Origin of the sequence: Embleya australiensis, assembly GCF_051903075.1 — a bacterium.
In the GTDB taxonomy this organism is placed as follows: domain Bacteria; phylum Actinomycetota; class Actinomycetes; order Streptomycetales; family Streptomycetaceae; genus Embleya.
Genome location: NZ_CP182422.1, coordinates 123109 through 136248 on the forward strand (window position 1 = coordinate 123109; position 13140 = coordinate 136248).

At 70.3% G+C, this 13140-nt stretch carries 12 protein-coding genes and 2 pseudogenes; 11 read left to right on the top strand and 3 right to left on the bottom strand.

What is annotated here, in order from left to right:
• Positions 1–1034: 1034 nt before the first annotated feature.
• The 11 genes and pseudogenes from ACMXN5_RS00500 to ACMXN5_RS00550 all read left to right on the top strand — a co-directional run bounded on the left by ACMXN5_RS00500 (position 1035) and on the right by ACMXN5_RS00550 (position 11308).
• A complete protein-coding gene (locus ACMXN5_RS00500) occupies positions 1035–1712 on the top strand; it encodes an ATP-binding protein (RefSeq protein ID WP_439673438.1) in 678 nt (225 codons plus the stop codon).
• Positions 1713–1754: 42 nt separating this feature from the next.
• Positions 1755–2201 (top strand): annotated as a pseudogene (locus tag ACMXN5_RS00505) (SpoIIE family protein phosphatase); the annotation flags it as partial.
• Positions 2202–2872: 671 nt separating this feature from the next.
• Entirely contained in the window at positions 2873–3232 is a 360-nt protein-coding gene (locus ACMXN5_RS00510; RefSeq protein ID WP_395797637.1) for a peptidase inhibitor family I36 protein, read from the top strand.
• A gap of 545 nt (positions 3233–3777) precedes the next feature.
• Positions 3778–4116 (top strand): annotated as a pseudogene (locus ACMXN5_RS00515) (helix-turn-helix domain-containing protein); the annotation flags it as partial.
• Positions 4117–4282: 166 nt separating this feature from the next.
• Positions 4283–5215 (top strand): alpha/beta fold hydrolase, encoded by a 933-nt coding sequence (locus ACMXN5_RS00520; protein WP_439673440.1) that lies wholly within the window; start codon positions 4283–4285, stop codon positions 5213–5215.
• The gene (locus tag ACMXN5_RS00525; protein WP_439673441.1) at positions 5212–5793 is read left to right on the top strand and encodes a hypothetical protein; all 582 of its coding nucleotides are present in this window, start codon (positions 5212–5214) and stop codon (positions 5791–5793) included. The genes ACMXN5_RS00520 and ACMXN5_RS00525 overlap by 4 nt, the downstream gene beginning before the upstream one ends.
• Positions 5794–5971: 178 nt before the next feature.
• The gene (locus ACMXN5_RS00530) at positions 5972–6187 is read left to right on the top strand and encodes a linaridin-like RiPP (RefSeq protein WP_380029518.1); all 216 of its coding nucleotides are present in this window, start codon (positions 5972–5974) and stop codon (positions 6185–6187) included.
• Between the two features lie 161 nt (positions 6188–6348).
• Positions 6349–7284, top strand: a complete 936-nt coding sequence (locus ACMXN5_RS00535) for a hypothetical protein (RefSeq protein ID WP_439673442.1) — start codon at positions 6349–6351, stop codon at positions 7282–7284.
• A gap of 30 nt (positions 7285–7314) precedes the next feature.
• Entirely contained in the window at positions 7315–8070 is a 756-nt protein-coding gene (locus tag ACMXN5_RS00540) for a class I SAM-dependent methyltransferase (RefSeq protein WP_439673443.1), read from the top strand.
• Positions 8067–9848, top strand: a complete 1782-nt coding sequence (locus ACMXN5_RS00545; RefSeq protein ID WP_439673444.1) for an ABC transporter ATP-binding protein — start codon at positions 8067–8069, stop codon at positions 9846–9848. Before ACMXN5_RS00540 ends, ACMXN5_RS00545 begins: the two co-directional genes overlap by 4 nt.
• Positions 9845–11308 (top strand): phytoene desaturase family protein, encoded by a 1464-nt coding sequence (locus ACMXN5_RS00550; RefSeq protein WP_439673445.1) that lies wholly within the window; start codon positions 9845–9847, stop codon positions 11306–11308. Before ACMXN5_RS00545 ends, ACMXN5_RS00550 begins: the two co-directional genes overlap by 4 nt.
• On the opposite strand, the gene ACMXN5_RS00555 is transcribed toward ACMXN5_RS00550, so the two are convergent.
• The 3 genes from ACMXN5_RS00555 to ACMXN5_RS00565 form a co-directional block, all read right to left on the bottom strand.
• Complete coding sequence (locus ACMXN5_RS00555; protein ID WP_439673446.1) at positions 11259–11582, bottom strand: hypothetical protein; 324 nt, start codon at positions 11580–11582, stop codon at positions 11259–11261. The two genes, ACMXN5_RS00550 and ACMXN5_RS00555, sit on opposite strands and share 50 nt — an antisense overlap.
• Positions 11579–11887, bottom strand: a complete 309-nt coding sequence (locus ACMXN5_RS00560) for a hypothetical protein (protein ID WP_439673447.1) — start codon at positions 11885–11887, stop codon at positions 11579–11581. Before ACMXN5_RS00560 ends, ACMXN5_RS00555 begins: the two co-directional genes overlap by 4 nt.
• Before the next feature lie 762 nt (positions 11888–12649).
• Positions 12650–13099 (bottom strand): winged helix-turn-helix transcriptional regulator, encoded by a 450-nt coding sequence (locus tag ACMXN5_RS00565; RefSeq protein ID WP_439673448.1) that lies wholly within the window; start codon positions 13097–13099, stop codon positions 12650–12652.
• Positions 13100–13140: the final 41 nt, after the last annotated feature.

Consider the following 13140-nt stretch of genomic DNA (forward strand, 5'->3'; position numbering starts at 1 on the left):
GGGCCCTGGTGCCGTTGGCACCAGGGCCCCGAAGGAACTGCTACACCATCTGCCGGCCCTGGCACTGCGCCGGCCCTCTGTTTCCGCAGGCCCGACCGAACTTCCGTCGGGGGTGCGGGGATCGCGGATGCGTGACCGGAGACCACCTCACTATCGATGTCCTGCGGTACCCGGGCCGACACTCCCACCCGGGCGATCCGATGGCGCTTCCACTCCTTCGTCGTTTCCTCTGTGACATCAACTGCTACTGCGTACTGCGGGTACTGCGACTTCGGGTGATACGTACTGCGGGTGCTGCGTACTGCCTGTACTGCTCTATCGGTTACTGCGTACTGCGGGTGATACGTACTGCTCGGTGGCTTTTCACTGCGCCACCTTCGGCAGCCAGCCCCGATCGCCCATCCTGCATCCGCTTGGCGTGGAACCCCACTGCCGAACCTCCCGGTGCGCGCGTCCGCAGCCGACGCCTTCACCGAGGTACCGCTCACCTACTCCAACTGCGGGTACTGCGACTGCGGGTACTGCGAATACCGAACTGCGGTACTGCTCACGGCGGCCCCGGCTATCGCGGGCCACCCGGTGCGGCCGTCAGTCCCGTCGCCGTCCTGCGACAACCCTGACTCCGGGACTCCACAAGCACACCGTCCTGCGCACTGCGACTACCTGTACTGCCGTACTGCGGCCGGCAGTTCGTCTCTGCCAGGCCCTTCCGTCTCTCTTGGCTACGACAGAAACCATAACCACACCACCATCCGATGTCTACTCCAGCCAGCATAGATTTTTGATGATTCGAAGCGCACAAAATCTGCCCCCTCCGCGGCCCCTCGCCGGCCGTGACCTTCTTCCGAGAGGTGCCCCCCGGTCGATCGGGTTCGCCCGAACGCGATCATCGTGGGCGTTCGGGGGCAGACTGCCGCCGGCAGAACCGGCGGATCCCCGCCGGTAGGCCCTTTCAGCCCGGGAGTCGTCGTGGACCACAGCCGTATCGGCACGGGGCGGCCCGCCGTCCCCGCCCGCGCCGCCGGGCGCACGCCGTGAGCGTCGTGCCGTTGGAGAGCGAGGACGTGGCGTGGTTCCGCGACAACCTCGTCGGCGCGCGGGAGGCCGCCTCCCGGCTGGCGGCCCGGATCGGGATGGGCGAGCACCGGGCCGGCGAGGTCGCCCTGGCCATGTCCGAGGCCGCCTCCAACCTGGTCAAGCACGCCGTCGACGGGGCGATCGTGCTGCGGATCGTGCGCACCGGGCAGCACGCCGGGATCGAGGTCCTGGCCCTGGACAGCGGACCGGGGATGGCGGACGTCGGCGCCGCGATGCTCGACGGCCGGCACCCTGGGCATCGGCCTGGGCATGGTCGCCCGACTCGCGGACACCTTCGACCTGCACTCCGCCCCCGGGCACGGAACCGTAATGCTCGCCCGCTTCTGGCCCCGGGACGCGACGTCGCGCCGCGCGGGCGCCGGCGGCGCACCGCCGCGATGCGTGGTGGCAGGAGTGACCCGGCCCATCAGCGGAACACCGGCGCGGGGCGACGCCCCGCCCGCGTGCGGGGACGGCTGGGCGGCCCGCCCGGACGGCACCGAGGCATCGGCGCCCGGGCCGGCCGCGCGGAACGCGGTGGCAGGCGCCTGTGTCCCCGCCCCGGACCGGACCGTGCCCGTGCCGGCCCTCGCTGCCTTCGGGGCGGGGCCCGCGGTGCTGGTGATGCTGTGTGAGGGACTCGGCCACGGCCCCCGGCGCAGACCGCCGCCCGGGCCGCGATCCGCGCCTTCCACACCGGCGGCACCCGACCCGACGAGATCGTGCGGACGATCCACCAGGCCCTGGCCGGCACACGCGGCGCTGCGGTGGCCGTGGCACGCGTCGAACTCGACCGCGCGCACGTGCTCTTCTGCGGCGTCGGCGACACCGCCGCCGCGATCGTGACCCCCACGTCCAAGACCGACCTGCCCTCGCAGCCCGGCATCGTCGGACACCACACGCGCGCCCCCCGCACCACCGCGCACCCACTGCCTCCCGGCAGCGCGCTGGTCATGCACTCCGACGGCCTGACCCGACGATGGAACCCCGAAACCCTCCACGGAGTCCTCCGACACACGCCTGCCGTGATCGCGGGACACCGGCCCTGCACCGCCGGCCCAGAGCCCCGGAACGGCTACGCGCGACTCGTCGGGTGCCACCCGCGGCACCGCGGGCAGCTATAGCACCGTTGGAGCACCCGGTCGACCCTCGGGCTTCGATACTGCCCGAGGCCCGCAACGGCGGACTCCCGGTCGGGGTACCGCACTTCCCGTTCGGGCACCCGCCCCGCCCGGACTTCGGGGCCGGGCACCCTACGTCGTCGAGATGGTGCGCGGTTCGCCGCCCTCGTACCGATCGAAAAGGTCGCCGGGTATGCCGCCATTCCCGGAACGCGCAACGGCGCGCGACTCCTCGGACAGGTCCTCCGGGAACCGACTGCGGATCCCGACAGCGTCGAAGTGCGGAACGAACGCCCTTTCTCTGTCCTCGCCCAACCCCGTGAACATGCCCGCGAGGAACGACCGATCCCACGGCTGAGCGACGACGAAGAGCTTGCACCGCGGCCGGATCGGCTCTCGGAACCCACGCACCGGCCGACACGGCCGCCTCCCCGCGAGAAGGGGACTTCCCCTTCTCGTCCCGCGTCCGGCGTCCCGAACAAGAACGGGACACGTTCCGAACAAGGCGCTGACCAGGCCGAACGGCTCCCGGACTGTCCGGGACGACGGTCCGTCCTTGCCTGGGTCTCCGGGGATTGGCCAGCCTTTCGTCTTGTCATCGGGACCCATGCACCGGGGGCGCACGTCCACCCCGACAGCCGAGACCCACACCACGACACGTAGAGGAGTAACCAATGAACGGAATCAGGAAGATCACCACCGTCGCGGCCGCCACCGCGATGAGCGTCGGCCTGCTCGCGGTCCCTGCGGCTTCGGCGCAGACCACGGCCGCGGCATACAGTTGCCCGAGCGGCTGGATCTGCCTCTATAGCCAGACGGGCGGCTACGGGGAAAAACTCCAGTACCAAAACCCCGGCTACTGGCAGAATCTCCGCTTCACGGCGCGATCCGTGTACAACAACCGCGACACCGATGCAGCGGTCGCCGTGGGGTCGAACGGTTCCGGTGGCAGTTTCTGTATCGACTCCGGGCACAAGAACGGCAACATGACGGCGAAGTCGGTGTACCTGGCTTACACCGACGGCAACTGCTGAGGCGATTCGCCCGAGTGAACATGACCGGACGCTCACGGTCCCTCGATGCCGTACGTCCGCGTCGCGCCCGGCCAGGCAGGGCGGTTCGTGCCTCGGCCGGGCGCGTCCGGTGCCCCCGACTCCGGCGGATCATCGGCGGCGGGCTCGCACCATTTGCGTCCGGGGCGATCCCCGGCGGGTACGGGCCGGCCCGTACGTGGCCGAAGGTCGCGTCTCGACCCCGGGCACCGGGACGCCGTCCCGAACGGGTCCGCGCACCGATGGTCCCCCGGGCATCGATGTGCCCGACGAGCGCATGGACATGCCTTCCCCCGAAGTCTGCGATGGCGACCTCGATCATGTCGGGCGCTCGTCATCCTGCGATCACCACGGCGGGCACATCGTCACGACGATCCGGGTGCGCTCCGCAAAGCCCTCGAGGTCGTGGATCGGGATCGTCCGTGGCGTCCCCGTCCGACCCGCGCCGACGACGCCAAGCGCCGGTGTCGTGAACTCCCCCGTCCATGAGCGTGGTTGAGGCCGGTCAAAGTGAAATGAGTACGCGTATTTCCACTCGCCACCTCTACAAGCTCTTCCAAGGACAGGGCCTTTCAGTGGCCGACGGGATCCGCAGAAGAGTCGGCTTGAACGCTGCAGACACGATCTCGCCGATCCTGCTCTGCGTTCCCACACGATCCTGGCCGTTGCAGCTCGGTGGGGTTTCACGGATGGCGCCCCACTTCAGCCGCGCCTTTCGAACTGCATACGGCATGCCTCCCGGAGACTACCGCCACCTTCACGAATTTGGTGTCGTGCGAGAACTGACAAGAACCGTGCAGGCCACGACAAGAACTTTCCGATCGTTCCTCGACACACTGGTTCCGGGGAATGATCGATCCTCGTGACTGCGGACGAGCCTTCGTACAGGTGGCTTCGTTCAATACGGACAAGTCTGGTGCCCGTTCGGAACGATCAATCGGCCTATAAGGGGTCGGTCGGGCGTGCTCATGTTCGAAACCCCAATCACAACACACGATTCGGCACCCACGAACGAGAGGAGGTGCGTCGACGGTGACGACGACGTCGCTCGAACGGAAGTTCGCCATCGGCGTGGCGGGACTGTCCGCGTGGAGCTGGGCAATCGGTGCGCGTGCGAGGCGCGCCGGCAAGCGCCGACGCGAGGCGGAGTTCTCCGTGATGCCGCGCGGGGACGGCACCGTGGTCGAAGTCGATGAACGGCGCCCGGCGAACGCCGCGTTCGGCGTGGTCTTCTTCAACGGACTCGGCCTGCCACACGAGGAGTGGACCGGTGTTCGCCGGTATCTGCCCGAGACCGCCGCACACGTCGGTTACAACCGGCCCGGCCACGGCCTCAGCAGCCCGCGCGACGGGGTCACCCTGGAAGAACACTTCGAGATCGTGGACGAGCTGCGCGACCGCTACCTCGACGGGTTGCCGGTCGTCCTCGTCGGGCACTCGCTCGGGGGCCACCTGGCCGCCGCGTACGCCGAACTTCGCGGTGACACGGGGCTGTCCCACGTCGTCATGGTGGATCCCACCGTCACCGCCGACCTCCGGGCCCGGGCCGGCGACTCCGCCGACGCGTGGACACGGCAACGGCTGTTGATGGAACGCGTGTGGGCGGTGGCGGGACTCAACGTCCTTCGGCCCCTCGGATCGTTCGGAGGACACTTCTCCGACGAGATCAGGGCCGGCCTCACCCAGTATCACGCGCAGCCTCGCACATGGGCCACCGCGTACCGGGAGTACCTGGCCGCGCATTCCTACCGACCGGTCCGCGGCCTCGGCGTGCCGTTGCACGTGGTGACCGCCCTCAAGGGCACGATCGCCGAGCGCCACCTGGCCTCGCAGCAACGGATGCTGGCGCTGTCGGAGCGTTCCCGACATCACGTGTACGAGGACGTCGACCACATGGGCGTCGTCGCCGACGAGAGGTGTGCGAAGGCTCTCGCGCACCTGGCCTCCCCCGAGAGCCGGCCGTGAACGGGCAACGCGCCGTGTACGCGGCGGTATCCACGGGGCTCGCCGTGTGGCTCGTCAACACCGCCGCCGGGCAACTTCCGGACCAACGGTTCGACCACCTGCTCGAAAAGGGGCCGATGCGCCTCCTGCGGGCACCCAACTGGCGCTTCTTCGGGCCCAATCCCGGGGTGTCGGACATGCATCTGCTCTACCGCGACATCGTCGACGGCGCGGCCACTCCCTGGTCGGAGATCGAGGCGATCCGGGAGCGGCCCTGGTACAGCCTGTTCTGGAACGCGGGCAACCGAGTCCCCAAGGTCGTCTTCGACGCTCTCCAAATCATCGTCAAGGCAGCCCACGAGTCCGGCTCCGAGATGCCCAACCTCGTCGCCAGCTCCGGCTACCGGCTCATACGGCGCTACCTGACGACGTGCGTCGCACACGAACCAGGCGCCCAACACACGCAGTTCATGATGTTGCAGGGGCATCCCGAGACCGCCGAACGGTACCGGGTGCAGCCCATGTTCGCCTCCGAGCACATACCACTCAAGCCCGCGCAACCGCCGGCCGACACCCCCGCGGCCGTCCTTGCGCGGTAGGTCGCGTCGACCGGGGATTCCGCCCTCAGGCCACCGTACGCGCTGGTCGCCTGCGCGCGTGAGGACGGAATCCCCAGCCGAAGCGGGCGCCTGACGCGCCGCTGGGGAGTGGTCGACGTCATGTCCAAGCACCATCAAGGAGATCCGTCACCGGATCCACAAGAAAGGTATGGATCGAATGTCTCTCGTCACCGAGTTCGCGAACGAACGCCTGATCGAGGTGTCGCCGGGGCTGCTCACGGCGGCCGATGTCGCCACGGGGCTCGAGTCCCCTGCCGACCCCGTGATGGCCACCTTCCTGACCGTCACCTGCCCCGAGGTGGTCGCCCTCGTCGGCGCCGCGACCGGGGCGCTGGCGGCGAACGTCTACAACTATGTCTCCCGCAACGGCTGACACCCGGCCGACGGCCTGAACACAGCCGGTCCGGCATTCGAGACCGCCGACGCCGACGCGCGTGCGCGTCGGCGTCGGCGGTACCCGCCCTTGTACCGGACATGCGCACGTGCCGTACCCGTGCCCGACCGTTGCCCACTACGAGACCGCAAGGAGAACCCGTGCTCCGTCGTCTGGCCCGGAGGGCCGCGTCCCTTACCCCGCCGGACCCCACCGTCACCGCGCGCCGACTCGCCTCCGCCGGGACACTCATCGCCGCACTGGAGACGCTCAGCCGGCACGAACGTTTCGCGAAGGGTGATCTACTGGGGAGCCAGATCGACGCCTTGGAACCGGAGTTCGCCACGCGGTTGCCCGGCCTGCATCGTGCGCTGGCGTCGACGGCGTTCCCGTACGCCCTTTTCGGCGCGCAGGCCGCGATATCCGCGGCCACCCTGATCTGGCCGAGAAACCGTGCGCTCCGCGTCGTGGGCGGCGCCACGCTGGCCGCCCTGCAGAGCGTGCAGGCCCAGGTCATCCCCTTCGGCCGGGACGGTGCCGACCAGTTGCAGATGGTCATCAATGTCACCATGGCCTCCACCGGGCTGATCGCCAACCGCGCACGGGCCGACGACCTCGCGATGCGCACCCTCGCGCTGGAGACCACGATCTCCTACGTGTCCTCGGGACTGGTGAAACTCGTCTCCCCGGTCTGGCTGAAGGGGGAGGCCGTGGCGGGAGTGATCCGCACCAAGAACTACGGAGACCCCCGTGCGCACAAGGTCCTGTCCCGCTACCCGACGCTCGCCAAGGCACTGTGCTGGGGCACGATCGCCATCGAGTGCGGGTTCCCCCTCATCTATGTGCTCCCCAAGCCTGCGGCCCGCGTCTACCTCGGCACGATGACGGCGTTCCACATCGGCATCGGCGAATTCATGGGGCTCAACCGCTTCGTCCTCGCGTTCGGCGCCACACACCCGGCAATTCACTACGTGCTGACCCGACGTAGGTGCGAACTGGCCGTCGCACCGCGGCCGGTGGCGCGTCCAGACGCGCCGGCCCGGCGCACCGTATCCCGGCCCACAACGCCTCGGCCCGTCGCGGCACCCGTCGCCTGAACCGCGACCGATCACGGAAACGGAGAACTCATGACGATCGCGGACAACGGCTACGGCAGGCAGTTCGGCGCCTGGTACGACCGCATGTTCCAAGACGAAGCCGCGACCCGGACCACCGTCACCGCCCTGGCTTCGCTGCACCCCGAACTCGACTGGGGCACACTGGAATTGGGCGTCGGCACCGGCCGCATCGCGCTGCCGCTGTCGCACCGCGTCGGCCCGATCACCGGAGTGGACTCCTCGCCCGAGATGTTGGCGGTGCTGGAGAAGAAGCCAGACGAGGGAGTGGTGACCGCCGTACTCGGCGACATCCGCACCTATGCCGACGATCGGCAATATGGCCTCGTCTACTGCGTCTGCGCCACCCTCGCCCTGATCCTCGACCCCGACGGACAGCGGGAAGTCATCGCGCGCGCGGCGGCGCGATTGCGGCCCGGCGGCAGGCTGTTGGTCGAGACGCACAACCGTCCCGGTGTCGAGGCACTCCACCAGGGGCAGGCACGCACGACGATATTCATGCCGTACCCCGACCCGGACACCGGCGTCCAGTTGAACGCCACACTCCTCGCCGGGAACCGCATCTGGCAGGTGTCCACCATCCTCTTCGAGGCCGACGGCACCCACCGCATCGGCACCGAGATCGCGCACCTGCTCACGCCCGGCGAAGTGGACGCCTACGCGGGAAGCGCCGGGCTGCGGCCCGACGGGCACTTCGGCGACTGGCGGCTGCACGACTACGCCCCCGAGGGCGGGGTCTTCGTCGCCTCCTACACCAAGCCGGCATGAACCTCCGCGAGACGGTGCGCCGGCACCGCGTTCTGTTGCTCGCGGGCCTGGTCATGAGCCTGGTCGGCGCCGCGGCCAAGCTCGCCCAGCCGTGGATGTTGGGCCGCCTGATCAAGGCCGTCGCCCTCGACGCGTCGCTCGTCGGGCCTATCACGCTGATCGTGTTGTTCTTCGTCGCGGATGCCACCCTCGCCGCGGGACAGGCCTACGCGATCGGCCGCGCCGGGGAGAACATCGTCTACGACGCCCGACGCGACCTCGGCGGTCGCCTGTTGCGCAGCCGAATCCCGGACTTCTCCCGTCTGGAGCACGGCGACGTCTTCGCGCGGGTCGTGTCCGACACGTCCATCGCGTGCCTGGTCGTCGCCCAGTCGACGACCCAACTGGTCACCTCGGTCTTCATGCTGGTCGGCGGCATCGTCCTGATGGCCCGGATCGACTGGCAACTGCTGCTCGTCACCGTCGGCTGCCTCGGCCTGGCCGCCGGTTGCGCGCTGCTGCTCGCCCGCCGGCTGCGCATCGCCGCGCTCCAAAGCCGCGAGTCCGTGGGGGCGTTCGGCTCCGGGCTGCAACGGGTGCTGGGCGCGCTCACCACGGTCAAGGCGTCGCGCGCCGAGCAGCGGGAGACCGAGGAACTCGCCCGCCTCGCGGATGGTGCGCGGCGCAGCGGGATCCGCGTCGCCGGTTTCGGCTCCTTGCTCGCCCCGGCGATGAACATCGGTACCCAGCTCACCCTCGCCTCCGTCATGTGCTGGGGCATGGCTCGCGTGGCCACGGGCTCGCTACCCGCCGCGGACCTGACCGCCTTCGTGACGTACCTGTTCTATCTGGTAACACCGCTGGTCCTGCTGTTCCTGTCGATCGGCCAGATCCAGCAGGGGCGCGCGGCGATCCAACGCGTCGGGGAACTGGGCACGATCCCGCAGGAGGAACACGAGGAGGAGCCGCGGCACGAGTGGGTCGAACCGCGCGGAGGCGGCGAGACGTCCGCGAGGCGATGGACGGGTGATCCCGCTGGTGGGCCGTCGGAGTCGGCATCCGCGGTCGAGTTCGACCGGGTCCGTTTCGCGTACCACGCCGACGCTCCCGTGCTGCGGGGCGTGTCCTTCACCGCGCCGCGTCGCGGACTGACCGCGATCGTCGGCGGCTCCGGTGCCGGGAAGACGACCCTGTTCCAGCTCGTCGAGCGCTTCCATCGGCCCGATGCGGGCACCATCCGCGTCGCGGGCCGCGACATCGCCGCCTGCCCGCTCGCCGAACTGCGCTCCCGGGTCGGCTACGTCGAACAGGACGCGCCGCTGCTTCGCGGCACGATCCGAGACAACCTGACGTACGCGAACCCGGACCCCGAACCAGCCGAGATCCACCGCGCGTTGCGGCTGGCCGGGCTGGACGGCTTCGTCGCGGACCTTCCCCACGGGCTCGACACCGAACTCGGCGAGCGCGGCGCCGGGTTGTCCGGCGGCCAGCGGCAACGGCTGGCCATCGCACGTACGCTGGTGCAGCGACCGGAGGTGCTCCTGCTGGACGAGGCGACCGCACATCTCGACAGCGACACCGAGGCTGCCCTGCGGGACACCATGACCGAAGTCGCGCGGGAATGCGCGGTGTTGGCCATCGCACACCGACTGTCCACGATCGTGCGCGCCGACCGCATCATCGTGCTGGAGAACGGCGGAGTGCGAGCCGTCGGCACGCATCGGGAGTTGCTCGTGTCCGACGAGGTCTACCGGCGGCTTGCCGAAGGGCAGTTCGCTACGCTGGAGGCGCCGGCATGACCCGCCCGGACGTCGCCGTCGTCGGCAGCGGCCCCAACGGCCTCGCCGCCGCCATCACGATGGCCCGAGCCGGGCTCACCGTTCACGTCCACGAACAGGCCGACACCATCGGTGGCGGCCTGCGCGGCGAGGCGCTCTTCGACCCGGCGATCCGGCACGACCTTTGCGCGGCCGTACACCCCATGGCGGCGGCCTCGCCCTTCTTCCGCGAGTTCGACCTCGTGTCGCGCGGCGTCGCGCTGACAGCGCCCGCGATCTCGTACGCGCACCCCCTCGACGGGGGAGCCGCCGCCCTCGCCCACCGCGACCTCGACCTCACCTGCGACGGACTCGGCCCGGACGGGCCGCGCTGGCGACGGCTGATGGAACCGCTGATCCGACGCGGCTTGGGGGTCACCGACCTTCTCCTGTCCGATCTGCGCTCCCTGCCACCGGACCTCATCGCCCCCACGCTGCTCGGCCCGCGCGTGCTCGGGCACTTCACGCGCGTGAACGGCCTGCGGAGCGAACCGGCCCGAGCGCTGCTCACCGGCGTCGCGGCCCACGCCGTCGGCCGACTGCCCAGCCTGCCCGCAGGAACTGTCGCGCTGTTGCTGGGGCACCTGGCCCACACGACCGGCTGGCCGGTGCCGCGCGGAGGCAGCGCCCGCATCGCCGAAGCCCTGACCGACGACCTGCGGGCGCACGGCGGCACCGTGTTCACCGGGCACCGGGTCACCGACCTCGCGGAACTCGACGCCCGCGTCGTGCTGCTCGACACCACACCGCGCGGACTCCTCGCACTGGCCGGGGACCGCCTCCCGCAGCGCCACCGCCGGGCGTTGGAGCGCTTCCGGTACGGACCGGGCGCCGCGAAGGCAGACTTCCTCGTCGGTGAGCCGATCCCCTGGACCCATCCCGACGTCGGCCGCGCCGGGACCGTCCACCTGGGCGGAACGCGCGGCGAGATCCTCGCGACCGAGAACGCGGCGGCCCTGGGACGGGCGGCCCCGGAGCCGTTCGTGCTCGTTGTCGATCCGGCCGTGACGGACCCCGACCGCGCGGTAGCGGGTCGCCGCCCGGTGTGGGCGTACGCTCACGTGCCGAATGGGGACGTACGCGACCCGGTCGCGCTGATCACCCGCCGGATCGAGCGGTATGCGCCCGGGTTCGCGGACACGGTGATCGCGGCGCGGGGTATGTCGGCGGCCGCATACGAGGCGTACAACCCGAACTACCCCGGCGGCGACATCGGGGCGGGCGCCGTGACGCTTGCGCAGTCACTGTTCCGGCCGGTGCCCGCGTGGCATCCGTACCGCACTCCCCTGCCCGGCGTGTACCTCTGCTCCGCTTCCACACCGCCCGGCCCGGGAGTGCACGGCATGGGCGGCCACTTGGCCGCCCGAGCCGCACTGCGGCGCGAGTTCGGCATCACCTCCACTCCTGGCCTCGCGCCCGCCGCAGGACGGCGCGGGGGGTAGTCGGCGGGTCCGAGTCACGCTCGACCACGCCGGCGCAGGTGCAGCGGTCGGAGACGGGCACGACGGTGGCCCCACCGAGTGCGTGGTCTTCCCGGTCGAGGGCGACCAGGCGGTGTTCGCGCAGTCGGGTCGTGTCGAACGCCTGCCAGGTGGGGGCGGTGGTCTCGAAGGTGGCATCGCCCCCGTCGATGCCGAGCCAGCAGATCGCCAGGACCGGGTCGGCGTGTTCGGGGCGCATCGCCGTGACGTGCACGCCCGTCGCGGTGCCCGTCATGCCGCCTCGATGGCGAGTTCGGCGAGCAGGGCGCGGACGCGTCGTTCGATCTCGGAGGTGGCGATCACACGGTCGTACGGGGCGGTGTCCGGGTGGCCGAGGGTGCCGTCGCCGTGGACGACGGTGGTGGTGTCGGCGAAGCCGGCCCCGGCCAGGGTGGCGCGGGCATTCGCGGCGAGGGTCGGGGCGGCTTCCATGGTGGTGACGTGGCCGGTGGGGCCGACGCGGTGTGCGAGCAGGGTGGCGTTCCAGCCGGTACCGGTGGTTGCCGTCCCAGTCCCACAACCGGTCCGGCGCGAACACATGCTGCGGGAGCGCCTCGACGGCGTCGCGCACCCACGGCGCGTGCTTCGGCCACGCCCGATGGGCGTCCATCGCCTCCATGGCGCCGTGGCGATGTGCGTCGAGGTCGGGGTCGGGGTTCGTCACGGCTTCGGCTTCCGGTGCCGGCCGTCCGGTTCCGGCTCCTCCGGGACCTCACCGTCCTTGTTCCCCGGCGGCGGCCTGCCCTTCGAAGGATCCGGATCCGGCTTGTTGTGCTGACCCACGTCCCGCCCCTTTCCCGTCGGTGTGCGGTGCGGGCCGGGGCCGGTATCCGCACGCACACCGAACGAGGCGGTGTCGCGACGTCCTGTGAGGGAGACCGGGTGCACGAGGGCATGAGCGTCGGGACCGCTACCGGGTGGAACACCTGCTGGGTCAAGGGGGTTTGGGAGAGGTCTGGGAGGCGGTGGACCTCACGCTCGACCGGCGGGTGGCGATCAAGTTCGTCACCAGTGTCGTGCAATACCCGCACGCGGCCCGGCGGTTCGCCCGCGAGGCCCGGACCCTGGCCTCGCTCCACCACGGGCGGCGTCGTCACCGTCCACGACGCCGGCACGATCGACCACCAGGGCCGGCCGCTGCCCTACCTCGTCGTGAAGAAACCCCACGGCGCAACGTGGGAGACCGCTCCCGTGGACTCGATCCTCGACACCACACAGGTCCGAATCGCCGTCCCCGCGCACGTGCGTGCCCTGCTCGCACGCATGACCGCCCCCCGCGCGGGCGCAGCACTGGTTCCCGCGTCAGGGGCTCTGCTCCACCGGTGCCATCGGCTCGGCCGCGCGGGCGTCGAACCGCTTGCGCGCGGCCACGATGTCGTGCACGTGCGCGATCGACCAGTCGGCGATGGCTGTGGTCAACACACCTGCGGCGGCTCCGACTTCGGTCAAGGAGTACTCGACGCTCGGCGGCAGGGTCGGGTAGACCGTGCGTCGCACCAAACCGTCACGCTCCAGTGTGCGCAGCGTCTGGGTGAGCATCTTTTGCGTGATGCCGTCGAGGAGTCGGCGCAATTCGTTGAACCGCATCGGGCGGTCCGAGCGGCGCAGTGCCGCCAGGACGTACAACGACCACTTGTTGGCGAGCACTTCGACGACGGTGCGTGAGGGGCAGTCGCGGCGGTAGGTGGCGAACAACTCGGCGGCCGTGAGTTCGCGGGCGGCGGAGGCGGCGTGTTCGGGCACGGGTGACATCGAGGCGGTATCCATTAGGTACCTAGATATCAATCGGGTGT

What these genes read in the sequence shown, in the direction of transcription:
- ACMXN5_RS00510 (WP_395797637.1), top strand. Translation starts at nt 2,873, where the DNA reads ATGAACGGAATCAGGAAGATCACCACCGTCGCGGCCGCCACCGCGATG.
- ACMXN5_RS00530 (WP_380029518.1), top strand. Translation starts at nt 5,972, where the DNA reads ATGTCTCTCGTCACCGAGTTCGCGAACGAACGCCTGATCGAGGTGTCG.
- ACMXN5_RS00540 (WP_439673443.1), top strand. Translation starts at nt 7,315, where the DNA reads ATGACGATCGCGGACAACGGCTACGGCAGGCAGTTCGGCGCCTGGTAC.
- ACMXN5_RS00545 (WP_439673444.1), top strand. Translation starts at nt 8,067, where the DNA reads ATGAACCTCCGCGAGACGGTGCGCCGGCACCGCGTTCTGTTGCTCGCG.
- ACMXN5_RS00550 (WP_439673445.1), top strand. Translation starts at nt 9,845, where the DNA reads ATGACCCGCCCGGACGTCGCCGTCGTCGGCAGCGGCCCCAACGGCCTC.
- ACMXN5_RS00555 (WP_439673446.1), bottom strand. Translation starts at nt 11,582, where the DNA reads ATGACGGGCACCGCGACGGGCGTGCACGTCACGGCGATGCGCCCCGAA.
- ACMXN5_RS00560 (WP_439673447.1), bottom strand. Translation starts at nt 11,887, where the DNA reads ATGTGTTCGCGCCGGACCGGTTGTGGGACTGGGACGGCAACCACCGGT.
- ACMXN5_RS00565 (WP_439673448.1), bottom strand. Translation starts at nt 13,099, where the DNA reads ATGTCACCCGTGCCCGAACACGCCGCCTCCGCCGCCCGCGAACTCACG.